Below are 15,716 nucleotides of genomic sequence, written 5' to 3'. Positions count from 1 at the left end.
CACTCCCTTCCACCGCTTCCCGAGGTTCACGAATGTCCGACACCATCGCAATCCTGACCGGCGCTTCGCGCGGCATCGGCGCCGCCATGGCGCGCGGCCTGGCCCGCCCGGGCACGCGCCTGATCACGCTGGCGCGCCGCGAAGATCCCGAACTGGCCGAGTACGCGCGCGCCCAGGGCGCGCAGCTCGAACAGCTCTCCGTGGACCTCTCCGACCTGGCCGCGGCGGGCGCGGCGGCCGAGCGCATCTGCGCCTCGCTGCCGCGCGACGCCAGGCGCTACCTGCTGATCAATAACGCGGGCACGGTGCACCCCATCGCCGCCACCGGCACGCTGACCGACGGCGCGGCCATCGCGGCCGCCTTCAACCTGAACGTCTCGGCCGTGATGCTGCTGACGGCGCGCTTCCTGGCCGCCGTCGAGGGCCTCGACGCCGACCGCCGGGTGCTCAACATCTCCTCCGGCGCGGGCCGCAACCCCAACGCCGGCTGGGGCGTGTACTGCGCCACCAAGGCCGCGCTCGACATGTACACGCGCGTGGTCAAGGCCGAGCAGGGCGAAGGCGGCGCGCGCATCGTGGCGCTGGCCCCCGGCATCGTCGACACCGACATGCAGGTCGCCATCCGCTCCAGCGATCCGGAAGACTTCCCCGCCCTGGCCAAGTTCCAGGACTTCCACGCCAGCGGCAAGCTGTCCTCGCCCGCCAACGTGGCCACCCGCATCCTCGCCTACCTGGATCGCTCGGATTTCGGCACGACCGAGATCGACGACATCCGCAATTACGACTGATTTCCCTACCATGACCGACCAATCGACCGCCACGGCGCCCGCCCAGGATGAAAACCGCTTGATCGCCGAACGGCGCGCCAAGCTGTCCAAACTGCGCGAAGCCGGGGTCGCGTATCCCAACGACTTCGTTCCCGACGCCCGCGCCGCCGCGCTGCACGACAAATACGACGGCCAGGAGCAGGAAGCCCTGGCCGCCAACCCCGTGGCCGTCAAGGTCGCCGGCCGCATGATGCTCAAGCGCGTCATGGGCAAGGCCAGCTTCGCCACGCTGCAGGACAGCACCGGCCGCATCCAGATCTACCTCGACCGCGGCACGCTGGGCGAAGACAGCTACGCCGCGTTCAAGCAATGGGACATCGGCGACATCATCGCGGTCGAAGGGTCGGTCTTCAAGACCAACAAGGGCGAACTGTCGGTGCACGCCGCCAGCGCGCGCCTGCTGTCCAAGTCGCTGCGCCCGCTGCCCGACAAGTTCCACGGCGTGGCCGACCAGGAGCTGCGCTACCGCCAGCGCTACGTCGACCTCATCATGACCGACGCCACGCGCCGCACGTTCGAGGCGCGCAGCAAGGCCATCGGCAGCATCCGCCAGTTCATGCTGAACGCGGGCTTTCTCGAAGTGGAAACCCCGATGCTGCACCCGATCCCGGGCGGCGCGGCGGCCAAGCCCTTCGTCACGCACCACAATGCGCTGGACATGGAAATGTTCCTGCGCATCGCGCCCGAGCTCTACCTCAAGCGCCTGATCGTGGGCGGCTTCGAGCGCGTGTTCGAAGTCAACCGCAACTTCCGCAACGAGGGCGTGAGCCCGCGCCACAACCCCGAATTCACGATGATGGAGTTCTACGCGGCCTTTGCGGACTACCGCTGGCTGATGGACTTCACCGAGGAACTGATCCGCCAGGCCGCCATCTCGGCCACCGGCAGCGCGGTGCTCACCTACCAGGAGCGCGAGCTGGACCTGGGCAAGCCGTTCGACCGCCTGACCATCTGCGAAGCCATCCTCAAGTACGCCCCGGGCTACACCCAGGCGCAGCTGGACGACGCGGCCTTCGTGCGCGCCGAGCTCAAGAAGCTGGGCGCCGACGCCGACGGCCCGGTGCTGGCGCGCGCCGGCCTGGGCGCGCTGCAGCTGGCGCTGTTCGAGGAAACCGCCGAAGCCAAGCTCTGGAACCCCACCTACATCATCGACTACCCGGTGGAAGTCTCGCCGCTGGCGCGCGCCTCCGATACCCGCGAAGGCATCACCGAGCGCTTCGAGCTCTTCATGACCGGCCGCGAAATCGCCAACGGCTTCTCCGAGCTGAACGACCCCGAGGACCAGGCCGAGCGCTTCCGCGCCCAGGTCGAGGCCAAGGACGCGGGCGACGAGGAAGCCATGTACTACGACGCCGACTACATCCGCGCGCTGGAATACGGCATGCCCCCCACGGGCGGCTGCGGCATCGGCATCGACCGCCTGGTGATGCTGCTGACCGACAGCCCCAGCATCCGCGACGTCATCCTCTTCCCGCACCTGCGCCGTGAAGACTGAAGGGCGCACGGCGTCATGATCTTCAAGATCCTGATGCTGCTGCTGGTCGTGGCGGGGCTGATCTACTGGATCAAACAGCCCCGCGGCGTCCAGCCGGTCGCCTACGCGCCGGCGCGCCAGCGCCGGCCGGCCTTCATCGCGCTGTGCATCGCCGCCGCCATCGCGGCGATCGCGGCGCTGCTGACCGCGGTGCTGTGGATGGGCAGCGTGGCCGGCGGCGTCACCGGCGGCGGCTACCGCGGCGAGGCGGATTTCCTGCTGCCGGTCTCCGGCGCGCTGCTGGCCCTGTCGGTGGCCTGCGCGGTCGGCGCCTTCTTCAAGCGGCGCGGCTGATTTCCCTGTTCATAACGGCCATCTGCCGGCGCCCGCCGGCAGCGCCGGCAGCGAAGCCTGCAGCATGGCGTCGATGAATTCCGCCGGCTGCAAGCGCCCGCCCGGCTTGTACCACTGCACCGTCAGGTTCATGGCGCCCAGCACGCAACGCTTGATGATGCGCGCATCGCCTTGCAGCAGGCCCGCGTCCACCGCCCCGGCCACCACGTCCTGCCACATCTGCTCGTAGCGGTCGCTCAGCGACTTGACCGCGTCGCGGCTGGGCGGCGACAGGCTGCGCCACTCGTAGACCAGCGCGTTCATGGCGTCGCCGCCGGCGCCGTGCAGCATGCTCCACATATGCACCCGGAACAGCGCGGCCAGCCGGTCGGCGGGCTCGTCGTAGCGCGCCAGCGCCTGCCCGCCGCCGTCTATCACTTCCTGGATGCCGTTGTTCATCACCGCCACCAGGATTTCCTCCTTGCTGCGGAAATGATGGAACAGACTGCCCGACTGCAGGCCCACCGCGCGCGCCAGTTCGCGCACCGTGGTGCGCTCGTAGCCGTGGCGGCAGAACAGCTGCCCCGCCGTCAGGATCACCTCGCGCCGGCGCTCGGACTCCGAACGGTCGTCCCGCGCCGCGCCGCTAGCCGTCTTTTGCATCGCCGCTCACCGCCGCTGCTTCATGCCGCCGTCTCCTCGGCGTAGAGCGCCTCGATCTCGCCCGCATAGCTGCGGTAGATGCTGGCGCGCCTGACCTTCATGGTCGCGGTCACTTCGCCGTCGTCATGGTCCAGCTCCTTGGTCAGCAGATGGAAGCGCTTGATCTGCGCCACCGGCGCAAGCCCGGCGTTGGCCCGCGCCACTTCCTGCTGGATCAGTTCGCGCACCGGCGCGGACTCGGCCAGCGAGCGGAAATGCGTGAACGCGATGCGGCGCGACTCCGCCCATTTGCCGACCGTGTCGAATTCCAGCTGGATCAGCGCCGACACGTACTTGCGGCCGTCGGCGATGACGATGCATTCCTTCACGTACGGGCTGCCCTTGACCGCGTTTTCGATCTCAGAGGGCGTCAGGTTCTTGCCGCCGGCGGTGATCATGATGTCTTTCAGGCGGTCCACGATGCGCACGCGCCCGTCGTCCTCGGCCACCACGTCGCCGGTATGCAGCCAGCCCTCGCGCACGGCGTCGGCGGTCGCGTCAGGATTCTTGTAATAGCCCTGGAACACCATCTCGCCGTGCACCTGCAGTTCGCCGGCCTCGCCCATGCGCCACTCGACGCCCAGTATCGGCTCGCCCACCGTGCCGACCTTGACCCGGTCGGGATGCTGGCCGAAGATCATGCCGGCCGATTCGGTCAGGCCGTAGACCTCCACCAGCGGCACGCCCAGCTTGCGGAAATAGCGCACCACGTCCGGCGGAATCGGCGCGGCGCCCGTCATGGCCACCCGCACCCGGCGCAGCCCGATGAAATTCTGCAAGGCGCGCAGCACCAGCCAGTACCACAGCCAGCGCGTCAGCCGCTCGCCGGCCGTGTACTGCGCCGGCGACTTCTCCAGGAAGGGCTCGCACGCCGCCAGCGCGCGCCGGTACAGCCAGCGCTGCAGCCGCCCGGCTTCCTGCATCTTGATGGAGATGGCGGCGTGCAGCTTTTCCCAGATCCGCGGCACGCCCAGGAAGATGGTCGGCGCGACTTCACGCAGGTCTTCCTGCACGGTGCGGATCGATTCGCCGAAATTGACCTGCGTGCCCAGGTAGATGGGCACGAAGGTCGACAGCATCTGCTCGGCCACGTGGCACAGCGGCAGGTAGGACAGGTGCACGCTGGCCCGGTCCATCGCCAGCCGGTCCGCGATGCCCGGCGCCACCGCGCGCATGTTGCGGTAGCTCAGCATCGCGCCCTTGGGCTTGCCGGTGGAGCCCGAGGTATAGATCATGAGCCCGGTGTCGTCCAGCCGCTGGCCGTCCAGCGCCGAGTCCAGCGCGGCCAGTTCGGCGGCCTCGCGCCGCTGGCCGTCGGCCTCGACCTCGGCGAAGGTCACGATGCGCGCGCGCTCGGCCGGCGCGTAGGAGCGCAGGCCCTTGCTCTCGATCACCACGATGCGGCGCAACAGCGGCAGCCTGTCGGCCACCTGCAGCACCTTGTCGGTCTGCTCCTGGTCCTCGCACACCACCAGTTCCACGTCGGCGTGCTCGAGCACATAGCCCATTTCTTCGGCCGGGCTGGTGGCGTACACCCCCACCGCCACGCCGCCGACCGCGCCCGCGCCCATCTGCGCCAGCAGCCACTCGACACGGTTCTCGGACACGATGGCGACCCGCCCGCCCGGCCCGAGGCCCAGCGCGCGCAGGCCCATCCCGACCCGGCAGGCCCGCTGCCAGTATTGCGACCACGATATCGGCTGCCAGATGCCGAAATCCTTCTGCCGGATGGCGATGGCGCCCGGCTGGCGGCGCGCCTGCTCGCGCAGCATCTGCGGCAGCGTCAGCGCCGGCCATGCCCCGGCCGCGGGAAGATTGCGTTCCTTTTCCGTCATGAGAGCCAGCGCTTGCGGCGCTTGTAGTGCTTGATGTCGCGAAAGCCGCGGGCTTCGCCCCCGCCGCCCACGCCCAGATAGAACTCGCGCACGTCGGGGTCGGCCGCCAGCTTGTCGGCGCTGCCGTCTATCACCACCTTGCCCGTCTCCATGATGTAGCCGTAGTTCGCCACCGCCAGCGCCACCGAGGCGTTCTGCTCCACCAGCAGCATCGACACGCCCTGCTCGCGGTTGATGCGCGCGATGATGGAGAAGATGTTCTCCACCAGCATCGGCGACAGGCCCAGCGATGGTTCGTCCAGCAGCATCAGCCTGGGCTGCGCGATCAGCGCGCGCCCGATGGCGAGCATCTGCTGCTCGCCGCCCGACAGGTAGCCGGCCAGGCCGCGCCGGCGCTCGAACAGGCGCGGGAAATAGGTGTAGACCAGGTCGAAGTCCGCGCGCGCCCCGGCCCTGCCGGTCAGGGCGTAGGTCGCGGCCACCAGGTTCTCCTCCACCGTCAGGTCCTCGAACACGCGGCGCCCTTCCATCACGTGCGCCAGGCCGGCGCGCACCAGGTTCTGGGGCCGCGCGCCGGCCGTGTCGCCGCCGTCGAAGACGATGCGCCCGCGCACCAGCGCGCCGTCCTCCAGGTCCAGCAGGCCGGACACGGCCTTCAGCGTGGTGGACTTGCCGGCGCCGTTGCTGCCCAGCAGCGCCACGATGCTGCCCGCCGGCACCGACAGCGACAGGCCGCGCAGCACCTGGACCGCCTTGTTGTAGACGACCTCGATGTTGTTGATATCGAGCACCGCCGCGTGCGCCGCCCTCACTTCAGCACGATCCAGTCGGAAGCCGGCACCATCTGCTTCTGCTTGACGTCGGCGCGGTAGATGCGGCCCACCGGAATCGAATTGCCCTTGATGGTGATGGGCACGCCGATCAGCCCGCCGGTATCGAAGTCCTTGATGCCGTCGAGCGCCGCCTTCATGTTGGCCCCGGTCAGCTCCTTGCCGGCGTCCAGCGTGCGCTTGGCCACTTCGGTGAACAGCATGGCGGCCAGAAAGCCCTGCATGTAGCCGGTGCTCTGGTACTGCGGACGCATTTCGCGGATCTTCTTCAGCATGGGCGCGTCGCCCTCGGTGTCGTAGTAATAGCGGTACGGCATCACGCCCATGAAGCCCTCGGCGTCCTCGCCCATCTGCATCACGGTGGAGTTGTCCATGGTCCAGAAGGTGCCCATGTAGCGGGTCTTCAGGCCCATGCGCTTGCCCTGCCCCACGAACTCCGGAATCGGCGCCAGCACGTAGCCGTGGAAGATCGTGTAGTCCGGATCGGCGCGGCGCAGCTTGATGACTTCGGTGGACACGTCCACGCTGCCCGGCGGGGTCATGATCTCGGTGGCGACCTTCAGCCCCAGCTTCTCGGCGACCGCGCGCGAGCTGGCTATCGGGTCGCGCCCGAACTCGGTGTCCGAGTACACGAACGCGACCTTCGCGCCCGGCTGTTCCTTGGCGATGTAGCGCAGCAGGATGCCGAACATTTCGGTGTAGTCCGGTCCCAGCATGAATTGCGCCGGATACTTGGCCGGGTCGTTCAGTTCGGTGGCGAAGGAAGCGCCGGTCATCAGGATGTCGCCGCTGCGGTTCAATTCGGCGTTGATGGTCTTGGAGAACCCGGTGGAATCGCCGTAGTAGAAATTCACCTTGTTCTGGCTGGTGATCTTCTTGAAGGCCGCCACCGAGGCGTCGACCTTGTACGCCGTGTCCTCGGGCACGTAGCGCAGCTTGCGTCCGTTCACCCCGCCCTGGTCGTTGACGATCTTCACGTAGTCGGTGATGCCGGCGTGGATGCCCTGCCCGGCGAAGGCGAAGACCCCGCTCAGCGGGATCGAGCCGCCCAGCACCAGGTCCTCGGCCGCCTGGGCGGCGGGCGCCGCCGCCAGTGCCGCCGCCAGGCCCAGCGGGGCCAGCAACCTGGATAAACCGCTACCGATCCGGATGCGCTTCATGGTGAGTCTCCTGTGGGTCTTGTGGCTGGCCTTCAGGTGCGAAACGGCCAGAGGTGGAAGAAACGGCGCACTCGCCGCCAGATTTCCGCGAGCCCGTGCGGCTCGAAGATCAGAAAGCCCACGATCAGCAGGCCGAAAACAATGGTGCGCACCGGCGAGATCAGCCGCAGCGCGTCGCCGCCCACCGGCAGCCAGCCGACGACCAGCTTGAGCAGCTCCGGCACCATGGTCATGAAGATCGCGCCCAGGATGGAGCCCAGGATCGAACCCATTCCGCCCACGATGATGGCCGCCAGGAAGAAGATGGACATGATGAGCGGAAAGCTCTCCGGCGTGACCACGCGGAAGAAATACGCCCACAGCCCGCCCGCCACGCCCGCGTAGAACGAGGACAGGCCGAAGGACAGCAGCTTGTAGCGCAGCAGCCGGATGCCCAGCACCTCGGCCGAGATGTCGCGGTCGCGGATGGCGATGAAGGCCCGCCCGATGCGGGTGCGGAACAGATTGGCCGCCCCCAGCACCATCAGCGCCGTCACCGGCACGATCAGCCAATAGATCTTGAACGAGGTGTCCAGGTCCACGCCCAGCAGCCGCGCCGGCGGCACCTGCAGCCCGGTGGTGCCCCCGGTGAACTCCCAGTTGGCGAAAATGAAATGCGCGATGAACGAGGCCGCGATGGTCGAGATCGCCAGGTACAGGCCCTTGACCCGCAGCGACGGGATGCCGACGAACAGGCCGCCCAGCATCGCCACTACGCCGCCGCCCAACAGGTTCACCAGCACCGGCGTGCCCAGGCGCAGCTCCATCACGGCCACCGTATATGCGCCCAGGCCCATGAACGCGGCCTGCCCCAGGCTGACCAGGCCGGTATAGCCGGTCAGGATGTTCAGGCCCGTGGCGCTGGCGATGTTGATCGCCACCAGGCAGGCCAGGTACAGCCAATACGCGTCGGCCATGAACGGAAACAGCATCAGCGCGGCGGCCAGCAGCGCCAGCCAGGTCCGCTGCGTGGCGGTATCGAACAGCGCTTCGTCGGCAAGATAGGTCTCTTTGGCAGTCGCGATGCGCATCGGTCACAGCCTCTCGATTTCACGGGTGCCGAACAGGCCGTAGGGCCTGGCCATCAGCACCACCACCAGCACGATGAAAGTGGCCAGCAGCTTGTACTCGCCGCCCAGGTAGGCGCCGGCCCAGGCCTCCAGCAGCCCGATGAACACGCCGCCCACCAGGGCGCCGGCCACGCTGTCCAGCCCGCCCACGATCACCACCACCAGCACCGACAGGCCGAACACGCCCATCGACGACGAGATCCCGCCGATCGCGCCCACGATCACGCCGGACACCGCGGCGATGGCGCCGGCGGCCACCCAGGCCAGCGAAAACACGCGCGGCACGTTGATGCCCATCGCATACGCCGCGCCCTGGTCCGACGCCGTGGCGCGCAGCGCCACCCCGCCGCGCCAGTAGCGGAATACGACCAGCACCAGCAGCGCCAGCGCCACGGCCACCCAGAACCCGTAGAACACCTTGGGCGCCACGAAGGCCTCGCCCACCATCACGGGCGCGCGCGGCATGAATTCCGGCAGGCGCCGCTGATCGGCCGTCCAGATCAGCTCCACCACGCCCACCAGGATGGACGCCAGTCCCACCGTGATCATGAACACCGAGATCGGCGATTCGCCCAGCATGGGCCTGATGGTCAGCCGCTCGACCAGCGCGCCGAACACACCCGAGGCCAGCACCGCGCCGGCGATGGCCAGCCATATCGGCCAGTCCATGCCCGCGGCGAACGCATAGAACAGATAGGCGCCCAGCATCAGGAATTCGCCGATGGCGATGTTGACCACCCGCGTGGCCTTGTAGACGATGACGAACGCCAGCGCCGCCAGCGCGTACAGCCCGCCGCTGCCCAGCCCGGCCAGCGAGACCTCCAGGAAGAACAGCATGTCCATCAGGCCGCCTCCCGCAGCCGGCGGCGCAGATCGCCCACGTCGCCCGCGCCCAGGTAGGCCTGGATGACCTGCGGATCGGCCTGCACCTGCGCCGGCGTGCCGTCGGCGATGACCTGGCCGAAGTTCAGCACCACCACGTGGTCCGACAGGTCCATCACCATGCCCATGTCGTGCTCCACCATCAGCACCGTCACGCCCCACTCGGCGCGCGCGTCCAGGATGAAGCGCGCCATGTCGTCGGTCTCCTCGCGGTTCATGCCGGCCACCGGCTCGTCCAGCATCAGCACCTTGGGGTTCATGGCCAGCGCGCGCGCCAGCTCCACGCGCTTTTGCAGGCCGTACGACAGCGCCGCCACCGGCGCGTGGCGGATGTGGTCGATCTCCAGGAAATCGATGATGCGTTCTTCGATATCGGCGCGCAGCGCCATCTCTTCGCGGCGCGCCCGGCCCAGGTAGAAAAGCGCGTCCAGCACGTTGCTGCGCAGATGGGCATGGCGGCCCAGCTTGATGTTGTCCAGCACCGTCATGCCGCGAAACAGCGCGATGTTCTGGAAGCTGCGGGCCAGGCCCAGCCTGGCGCGCTCCGGCGCCGCCACGCGCGTGATGTCGCGCCCCAGGAAGCGGATCTGTCCCGCCGAGGGCTTGTAGAAACCGGAAATGGTGTTGAACAGCGAGGTCTTGCCGGCGCCGTTCGGGCCGATGACCGTGGTGATGGAGCCGGGCTCCACGCGGAACCCCACGTCCGTGAGCGCCTTGACCCCGCCAAACGACAGCGTGACGCCATCGACCTCCAGCAACGGAGGGCTGTCCGACCGATCCACCATTTGTCTCCCCGCTTTCGATGCGAAGTTTTTATCGGTTGTCGGCGTCAGTCTGGCGAACCCGCGAGGCAGGCGATGCAGCGAACCTGTCTTTACCCACGCCAGTACAGCGCCGGAAAATCGTTCAATGCTTCGTTCAATGCGTTACGCTAAGCGTGCTCAAAACAAAACCAAGCAAGCGCTCGGTTCAGACCATAGCATCGCGTTTTTTGGATCGACAGCTGGTATTTACCCGATAACGGAGACTCTCCCATGACCCCTGCACTTCCGGCCCTGCGGACGCTGCTTCTGGAAACCGACGGCGCCATCGCGACGGTGACGCTCAACCGCGCCGACGCGCTCAACGCCATCGACGTGGCCATGGCCCGCGACCTGCAGCAGGCGGCCCAATGGCTGGAAGCCCGCGACGACGTCCGCGTGGTGCTGCTGCGCGCCGCGGGCAAGGCGTTCTGCGCCGGCGGCGACATCTCCATGTTCGAAGGCGAGTCCGCGCTCGTGCGGGCCACGCTGCTGGACCTGTTCACGCCGCTCAACGATTTCGTCGCCCGCGTCGCGCGCATGGACAAGCTATGGCTGGCCCAGGTGCATGGCATCGCCGCCGGCGCCGGCCTGTCGCTGGTGCTGGCCTGCGACCTGGCCATCGCCGCGGCCGATGCGCGCTTCCTGACCGCCTACCTGAAACTCGGCGCCACGCCGGACGCCGGCATGACGCATGGCCTGACCCGGGTGCTGGGCGCGCGCCGCGCGCTGGACCTGCTGCTGCGTCCCGACCCCTTCGGCGCGGCCGAGGCGCTGGCCTGGGGCATCGTCACCCGCACCGCGCCCGCCGGGGATCTGGCCGAAGCGGCGCGGGCCTACGCCGGCGCCCTGGCCGCGAACGCCCCGCACGGCATCGCCGGCGCCAAGGCGCTGCTGCGCGCTGCCGAACACGCCCCGCTGGAAACCCAGCTGGCCGAAGAGACCGCGCGGTTCCTGGACTCGGCCGCGCGCGCCGATTTCGCCGAAGGCGTGCAGGCCTTCCGCGAGAAACGGCCGCCGACATTCAGCGGCAGATAAAGCATAAGGAAAACTAGACGACGCGCTTTTCGACCGCCTGCGCCCAGCGCCGCGCCACCGTCGGCGAGGTGGCGCAGGTGGCCGATTCCGTCACCACGCGCACCGCGCGTTCGAGCAGCTGGATGTCGGCCTCGTGCTGGCGCGCCACGTGCGGGTCTTCGAAGAAGATCACGCGCTGGCACTGGTGTTCCAGCACCAGCTCGGCGATCTGCGCGTCGCCGCCCAGCGGGCCGCTCAGGTAGCGGTGCACCCAGGGCGTGTCCTTGGGCCAGCCGCGCGACCAGGCCAGCTCGTTGAGACGCCCGCCCGTGGTGCCCGTGGCCACGCGGCGCGCAAAGCGCGACAGCACGTCGAAGTGCTCGGCCGCGAACGCCACCATTTCGTCCTTCAGGGCGTCGTGGGCGATCAGCGCCAGGGTCTGGCCGGTGAAGTTGAACAGGCGCGAGACCGAAACGTCCGGCGCCAGCCCGGCGTGCACGCGCTCGACCTCCATCCATTCGATGGCGCCGGCCAGCGTCGAGATGAACGGCCGGCCATGCGTGATGCACTGGCGCTTCAAGGCCAGCGCCTCGGGAAAAATCGAAGACGGGTCGACCGGATCGATCAGGTAGATCGCGCCGTCGAACGGCGCGTCGCCGTCGCGGCCCTCGGTGACCCGGGCCACCAGCTTCATCAGGCCGCCCTCGCGGCCATAGGGATAGCGGATCAGGCCGCTATAGCCCTGCAGCATGCCTTCGCGCACGATGGCGTCGTGCGTGCGGCCCACGGTGTGCAGCTGCACGCCCAGTTCGCGGATGGTGGACGAGCAGGCGCGCAGCCAGCTGAACAGGGCGGCGTCGGGAGTTTCGTGGTGGAGCCGGTTGGCGGCCAGGCCAAAGCGCAATTGGGCAGCGGGCATCGATAGACTCGGGCAAAAGAAACGGCGGAGATACCGATGATACCGTGGCCCGCATTACCCGCCGGCGAAAAAAAAGCTCCCCGGGGGGAGCTTGTCCGAAGCCGGCCTTCAGTCGGCTTCGTCGATCCAGGCCATCTGGATGGCCTCCAGGATTTTCTCGCCGCAATGGGCGGGATCGTCGCTGAAACCCGGCAAGGCCAGGACCCACTCGCGCAGCTGCACGAAGCGCAGCGTCTTGGGGTCCACGTCCGGATACGCATCGGCCAGCGCGGCGGCGATCTCGTAGGTGTCGGTCCACTTCATCAATGGCCCTCTTTCGCGTGGTTGATGGTGTACTTGGGAATCTCGACCGTCAGGTCGGCGTCCGCCACCAGCGCCTGGCACGACAGGCGCGAGGTCGGGGTCAGGCCCCAGGCCTTGTCCAGCAGATCCTCTTCGTCGTCGGTGGCGTCCTCGAGCGAAGCATAACCCTGCTTGACCACCACGTGACAGGTGGTGCAGGCGCACGACAGTTCGCAGGCGTGCTCGATGTCGATGTGGTTGTCCAGCAGCACGCGGCAGATCGACACGCCCTTGGGCGCGTCTTCGATCACGGCGCCTTCCGGGCAGTAATCGGGATGAGGCAATACGGTCAGTTTCGGCATAACGTGTTATCAGGCGATCTCATCTAGTTTGCGGCCGGCCAGCGCGGCGCGGATGCTGCGGTCCATGCGGCGCGCCGCGAACTCGTCGGTCGCCGCCGCCAGGGCCTGCACCGCGTCCTTCACGGTATCGGCGTCGGTCGCATCCTGCGCCGCGGTGGCGGCCTGCAGGCACTCGTCCACGCGCTTGCGCTCTTCGGCGTCCAGCAGGTCGCCGTCCACGGCCAGCGCGGCCTGCACGGATTCCACCAGCTGGCGGGCATCGACCTGCTGCTCGCGCAGCATGCGGGCCTGCGCGTCGGAATCGGCCTGCGCCACGCTGTCGGCCAGCATCTGCGCGATTTCCTCGTCCGACAGGCCGTAGGACGGCTTGACCGACACCATGGCCTCGACGCCCTGGCTTTGCTCGCGGGCGGTCACGCTCAGCAGCCCGTCGGCGTCCACCTGGAAGGTCACGCGGATGCGCGCCGCGCCCGCCACCATGGGCGGAATGCCGCGCAGCTCGAAGCGCGCCAGCGAGCGCGAATCGGCGACCAGGTCGCGCTCGCCCTGCACCACGTGGATGCTCATGGCGGTCTGGCCGTCCTTGAAGGTGGTGAATTCCTGGGCGCGCGCCACCGGAATGGTGCTGTTGCGCGGGATCACGCGCTCCACCAGGCCACCCATGGTTTCCAGTCCCAGCGACAGCGGGATCACGTCCAGCAGCAGCCAGTCCTCGCCCGGAGCGCGGTTGCCGGCCAGCAGGTTGGCCTGCAGCGCCGCGCCCAGCGCCACCACCTGGTCGGGGTCCAGGTCGGTCAGGGGCGTGGTGCCGAACAGCTGCCCCACCGCCGCGCGCACCACCGGCATGCGGGTCGCGCCGCCCACCATCACCACGCCGCGCACGTCGGCCGGCGCGAGCGCGGCGTCGCGCAGCGCGCGCCGGGCGCAGTCCAGGGTGCGTTCGATCAGGGGCCGGGCCAGGGTTTCGAATTCGGCGCGGGTCAGCGCCGCGTCCAGCTTGCGGCCGTCCGACAGCGCCAGCTGCACACGGGCCTCGTCGGCATCGGACAGCGCTTCGCGCGCCGCGCGCGCGGCCATCAGCAGGCCGCGCCGGTCCGACGGCGTCAGCTCGCCGCCGGCGGCCAGTCCGGCCAGGGCGCGGTCGGCGATCAGGGAGTCGAAATCGTCGCCGCCCAGCGCCGTGTCGCCGCCCGTGGCGATTACTTCGAACACGCCCTGGGTCAGGCGCAGGATGGAAATGTCGAAGGTGCCGCCGCCCAGGTCGTACACCGCGTACACGCCCTCGGCCGCATGATCCAGGCCGTAGGCGATGGCCGCCGCGGTCGGCTCGTTGAGCAGGCGCAGCACGTTCAGCCCGGCCAGGCGGGCCGCGTCGCGGGTGGCCTGGCGCTGGGCGTCGTCGAAATACGCGGGCACCGTGATGACGGCGCCCACCAGGTCGTCGCCCAGCACGTCTTCGGCGCGCTGGCGCAACACCGCCAGGATCTGCGCCGACACCTCGACCGGGCTCAGGTCACCCTGCACCGTGCGGATGCGCACCATGCCGGGCGCGTCCACGAATTCGTAGGGCGCGCGCATGGCCTGGGCCTCCGCCAGCGAGCGGCCCATGAAGCGCTTGACCGACACCACGGTGTTGTGGGGGTCCTGCGCCTGCTGGGCCAGCGGCTCGCGGCCCGTGGTGACCTTGCCGTCGGGGAAATAGCGCACGGCCGACGGCAGCAGGGCCTGGCCCTGCGCATCCGTCAGCACTTCGGCGACGCTGCTGCGCACCGCCGCGACGAGGGAATTGGTCGTGCCCAGGTCGATCCCGACCGCCAGCTTGCGCTGGTGCGGCGCGGGCGATTCACCGGGTTCGGATATCTGCAATAAGGCCATGTGATTCGGTTCTTCTGATCTGTGGGCGGCGGCGCGGCCGCGCGCCTTGGGCTATCCGGCGGGCTGGGCTTCTGCCAGTTCCTGCGCCAGCTTCTCCACGAACATCCATTCCCGCACCTTGGCGCCGGCCGCGGCGTAGTCGCGCTCCTGGTCCAGCAGGCGGGCGAGCGTGGCGTGCATGGAAGCGCGCGCCTGCTCCAGCTCGGCCTGCAAGGCGGCCAGGGCGGCGGCGTCGCCGCGCGCATCGTCCAGCATCTCGCGCCAGGTCATCTGCTGCATCAGGAAGGCGCCGTCCATGGAGGTGTTGCTTTCGGTCTGCAGGTCCACGCCGGCCTGTTCGCACAGGTAGCGGGCCCGCAGCAGCGGGTCGCGCAGCTGGCGGTAGGCCTCGTTGGCGCGCGCCGCCCATTGCATGGCGACGCGGCGTTCGGCCGGACTGGCGGTGGCGTAACGGTCGGGATGCACCTGGGCGGCGACGGCGCGCCACGCGCTTTCCAGCGCCCGGGCGTCGAGGTCGAAGCGTGCCGGCAAGCCGAACAGGCTGAAGTGGTCGTCTCCAGCCAAGACTACACCGTGAACGACTCGCCGCAGCCGCAGGTCGCCTTCTCGTTGGGGTTGCGGAACTTGAAGCCTTCGTTCAGGCCTTCGCGGGCGTAGTCGAGCTCGGTGCCGTCGAGGTAGGACAGGCTCTTGGGATCGACGAAAACCTTCACGCCGAAGCTCTCGAACACCTGGTCCTCGGGCGCCGCGTCGTCCACGTACTCGAGCTTGTAGGCCATGCCGGAGCAGCCCGTGGTCCTAACGCCGAGCCGCAAGCCGATACCCTTTCCGCGCTTCTGCAGGTAGCGGCCGATATGGGTGGCGGCCTGTTGGGTCAGGGTAACGGACATGTTCAGCTCGCCACGGTTTCGGCCGCGACCGAATGCTTTTCTTTGTAGTTCTGCACCGCCGCCTTGATCGCGTCTTCGGCCAGGATGGAACAGTGCACCTTCACCGGCGGCAGGGCCAGCTCTTCGGCGATCTGCGTGTTGCGGATCTTCATGGCCTCGTCGAGCGTCTTGCCCTTGACCCATTCCGTCACCAGCGAGCTGGAGGCGATGGCCGAGCCGCAGCCGTAGGTCTTGAAGCGCGCGTCTTCGATCACGCCGGCTTCGTTGACCTTGATCTGCAGCTTCATGACGTCGCCACAGGCCGGCGCGCCGACCATGCCGGTGCCCACCGATTCGTCCGACTTGTCGAACGAGCCGACGTTGCGGGGGTTTTCGTAGTGATCCAGAACTTTGGTGCTGTAAGACATGCTATTTCTCCA

Annotated in this window: 18 protein-coding genes; 4 read left to right on the top strand and 14 right to left on the bottom strand. The window is 68.5% G+C overall.

The genetic code is table 11. The annotated features are described in order from the left end of the window. Nucleotides 1–32 precede the first annotated feature (32 nt). From AC1M14_RS10875 to AC1M14_RS10865, 3 genes are read left to right on the top strand one after another with little or no spacing between them, the layout of a single operon-like run. Nucleotides 33–788, top strand: a complete 756-nt coding sequence (locus AC1M14_RS10875; RefSeq protein WP_102772072.1) for an SDR family oxidoreductase — start codon at nt 33–35, stop codon at nt 786–788. Nucleotides 789–798: 10 nt separating this feature from the next. After that, a complete protein-coding gene (lysS, locus tag AC1M14_RS10870) occupies nt 799–2,322 on the top strand; it encodes a lysine--tRNA ligase (RefSeq protein ID WP_479731549.1) in 1,524 nt (507 codons plus the stop codon). Nucleotides 2,323–2,337: 15 nt separating this feature from the next. Continuing rightward, entirely contained in the window at nt 2,338–2,655 is a 318-nt protein-coding gene (locus tag AC1M14_RS10865; protein WP_479731548.1) for a preprotein translocase subunit TatB, read from the top strand. A gap of 9 nt (nt 2,656–2,664) precedes the next feature. On the opposite strand, the gene AC1M14_RS10860 is transcribed toward AC1M14_RS10865, so the two are convergent. From AC1M14_RS10860 to AC1M14_RS10830, 7 genes are read right to left on the bottom strand one after another with little or no spacing between them, the layout of a single operon-like run. Continuing rightward, nucleotides 2,665–3,297, bottom strand: coding sequence for a TetR/AcrR family transcriptional regulator (locus AC1M14_RS10860; protein ID WP_102772075.1), 633 nt, complete (start codon nt 3,295–3,297; stop codon nt 2,665–2,667). A gap of 20 nt (nt 3,298–3,317) precedes the next feature. Further along, a complete protein-coding gene (locus AC1M14_RS10855) occupies nt 3,318–5,171 on the bottom strand; it encodes an AMP-dependent synthetase/ligase (RefSeq protein WP_479731547.1) in 1,854 nt (617 codons plus the stop codon). Continuing rightward, nucleotides 5,168–5,962: an ABC transporter ATP-binding protein gene (locus AC1M14_RS10850; protein ID WP_168202147.1), complete on the bottom strand. Its 795-nt coding sequence runs from the start codon at nt 5,960–5,962 to the stop codon at nt 5,168–5,170. Before AC1M14_RS10850 ends, AC1M14_RS10855 begins: the two co-directional genes overlap by 4 nt. A gap of 17 nt (nt 5,963–5,979) precedes the next feature. Then, complete coding sequence (locus AC1M14_RS10845; RefSeq protein WP_102772078.1) at nt 5,980–7,161, bottom strand: ABC transporter substrate-binding protein; 1,182 nt, start codon at nt 7,159–7,161, stop codon at nt 5,980–5,982. A gap of 32 nt (nt 7,162–7,193) precedes the next feature. Beyond that, nucleotides 7,194–8,231 carry a branched-chain amino acid ABC transporter permease gene (locus tag AC1M14_RS10840; RefSeq protein WP_479731546.1) on the bottom strand — a complete coding sequence of 346 codons (1,038 nt, stop codon included), beginning with the start codon at nt 8,229–8,231 and terminating at the stop codon, nt 7,194–7,196. Nucleotides 8,232–8,234: 3 nt separating this feature from the next. Further along, nucleotides 8,235–9,113 (bottom strand): branched-chain amino acid ABC transporter permease, encoded by an 879-nt coding sequence (locus tag AC1M14_RS10835; protein ID WP_111824821.1) that lies wholly within the window; start codon nt 9,111–9,113, stop codon nt 8,235–8,237. Next, nucleotides 9,113–9,937, bottom strand: a complete 825-nt coding sequence (locus AC1M14_RS10830) for an ABC transporter ATP-binding protein (RefSeq protein ID WP_168202104.1) — start codon at nt 9,935–9,937, stop codon at nt 9,113–9,115. Before AC1M14_RS10830 ends, AC1M14_RS10835 begins: the two co-directional genes overlap by 1 nt. A gap of 249 nt (nt 9,938–10,186) precedes the next feature. Here AC1M14_RS10830 and AC1M14_RS10825 point away from each other — a divergent pair, with 249 nt between their 5' ends. Beyond that, nucleotides 10,187–10,990: an enoyl-CoA hydratase/isomerase family protein gene (locus AC1M14_RS10825; protein WP_479731545.1), complete on the top strand. Its 804-nt coding sequence runs from the start codon at nt 10,187–10,189 to the stop codon at nt 10,988–10,990. Nucleotides 10,991–11,003: 13 nt separating this feature from the next. Here the strand turns inward: AC1M14_RS10825 and AC1M14_RS10820 are convergent, their stop codons facing one another. The 7 genes from AC1M14_RS10820 to iscU all read right to left on the bottom strand — a co-directional run bounded on the left by AC1M14_RS10820 (nt 11,004) and on the right by iscU (nt 15,704). Further along, nucleotides 11,004–11,888 carry a methylglyoxal synthase gene (locus AC1M14_RS10820; protein WP_479731544.1) on the bottom strand — a complete coding sequence of 295 codons (885 nt, stop codon included), beginning with the start codon at nt 11,886–11,888 and terminating at the stop codon, nt 11,004–11,006. A 108-nt stretch (nt 11,889–11,996) separates the two neighbouring features. After that, complete coding sequence (gene iscX / locus AC1M14_RS10815; protein WP_111824819.1) at nt 11,997–12,191, bottom strand: Fe-S cluster assembly protein IscX; 195 nt, start codon at nt 12,189–12,191, stop codon at nt 11,997–11,999. Beyond that, nucleotides 12,191–12,532: an ISC system 2Fe-2S type ferredoxin gene (gene fdx, locus AC1M14_RS10810; RefSeq protein ID WP_102772084.1), complete on the bottom strand. Its 342-nt coding sequence runs from the start codon at nt 12,530–12,532 to the stop codon at nt 12,191–12,193. Before fdx ends, iscX begins: the two co-directional genes overlap by 1 nt. A 9-nt stretch (nt 12,533–12,541) precedes the next feature. Next, nucleotides 12,542–14,407, bottom strand: coding sequence for a Fe-S protein assembly chaperone HscA (gene hscA / locus AC1M14_RS10805; RefSeq protein ID WP_111824818.1), 1,866 nt, complete (start codon nt 14,405–14,407; stop codon nt 12,542–12,544). Nucleotides 14,408–14,458: 51 nt separating this feature from the next. Further along, nucleotides 14,459–14,971 carry a Fe-S protein assembly co-chaperone HscB gene (hscB, locus tag AC1M14_RS10800; protein ID WP_102772086.1) on the bottom strand — a complete coding sequence of 171 codons (513 nt, stop codon included), beginning with the start codon at nt 14,969–14,971 and terminating at the stop codon, nt 14,459–14,461. Nucleotides 14,972–14,973: 2 nt separating this feature from the next. Then, nucleotides 14,974–15,297, bottom strand: coding sequence for an iron-sulfur cluster assembly protein IscA (iscA, locus tag AC1M14_RS10795; protein WP_102772087.1), 324 nt, complete (start codon nt 15,295–15,297; stop codon nt 14,974–14,976). Nucleotides 15,298–15,299: 2 nt separating this feature from the next. Beyond that, complete coding sequence (gene iscU / locus AC1M14_RS10790) at nt 15,300–15,704, bottom strand: Fe-S cluster assembly scaffold IscU (protein WP_102772088.1); 405 nt, start codon at nt 15,702–15,704, stop codon at nt 15,300–15,302. Between the last annotated feature and the right edge of the window lie 12 nt (nt 15,705–15,716).

The organism is Achromobacter sp. SX5 (genome assembly GCF_056711425.1).
The sequence above is the reverse complement of the archived record's forward strand: the minus strand, read 5'-3'. Positions and strand labels throughout refer to the sequence as shown.

What these genes read in the sequence shown, in the direction of transcription:
- AC1M14_RS10875 (WP_102772072.1), top strand. Translation starts at nt 33, where the DNA reads ATGTCCGACACCATCGCAATCCTGACCGGCGCTTCGCGCGGCATCGGC.
- lysS (WP_479731549.1), top strand. Translation starts at nt 799, where the DNA reads ATGACCGACCAATCGACCGCCACGGCGCCCGCCCAGGATGAAAACCGC.
- AC1M14_RS10865 (WP_479731548.1), top strand. Translation starts at nt 2,338, where the DNA reads ATGATCTTCAAGATCCTGATGCTGCTGCTGGTCGTGGCGGGGCTGATC.
- AC1M14_RS10860 (WP_102772075.1), bottom strand. Translation starts at nt 3,297, where the DNA reads ATGCAAAAGACGGCTAGCGGCGCGGCGCGGGACGACCGTTCGGAGTCC.
- AC1M14_RS10855 (WP_479731547.1), bottom strand. Translation starts at nt 5,171, where the DNA reads ATGACGGAAAAGGAACGCAATCTTCCCGCGGCCGGGGCATGGCCGGCG.
- AC1M14_RS10845 (WP_102772078.1), bottom strand. Translation starts at nt 7,161, where the DNA reads ATGAAGCGCATCCGGATCGGTAGCGGTTTATCCAGGTTGCTGGCCCCG.
- AC1M14_RS10840 (WP_479731546.1), bottom strand. Translation starts at nt 8,231, where the DNA reads ATGCGCATCGCGACTGCCAAAGAGACCTATCTTGCCGACGAAGCGCTG.
- AC1M14_RS10835 (WP_111824821.1), bottom strand. Translation starts at nt 9,113, where the DNA reads ATGGACATGCTGTTCTTCCTGGAGGTCTCGCTGGCCGGGCTGGGCAGC.
- AC1M14_RS10830 (WP_168202104.1), bottom strand. Translation starts at nt 9,937, where the DNA reads ATGGTGGATCGGTCGGACAGCCCTCCGTTGCTGGAGGTCGATGGCGTC.
- AC1M14_RS10825 (WP_479731545.1), top strand. Translation starts at nt 10,187, where the DNA reads ATGACCCCTGCACTTCCGGCCCTGCGGACGCTGCTTCTGGAAACCGAC.
- AC1M14_RS10820 (WP_479731544.1), bottom strand. Translation starts at nt 11,888, where the DNA reads ATGCCCGCTGCCCAATTGCGCTTTGGCCTGGCCGCCAACCGGCTCCAC.
- iscX (WP_111824819.1), bottom strand. Translation starts at nt 12,191, where the DNA reads ATGAAGTGGACCGACACCTACGAGATCGCCGCCGCGCTGGCCGATGCG.
- fdx (WP_102772084.1), bottom strand. Translation starts at nt 12,532, where the DNA reads ATGCCGAAACTGACCGTATTGCCTCATCCCGATTACTGCCCGGAAGGC.
- hscA (WP_111824818.1), bottom strand. Translation starts at nt 14,407, where the DNA reads ATGGCCTTATTGCAGATATCCGAACCCGGTGAATCGCCCGCGCCGCAC.
- iscA (WP_102772087.1), bottom strand. Translation starts at nt 15,297, where the DNA reads ATGTCCGTTACCCTGACCCAACAGGCCGCCACCCATATCGGCCGCTAC.
- iscU (WP_102772088.1), bottom strand. Translation starts at nt 15,704, where the DNA reads ATGTCTTACAGCACCAAAGTTCTGGATCACTACGAAAACCCCCGCAAC.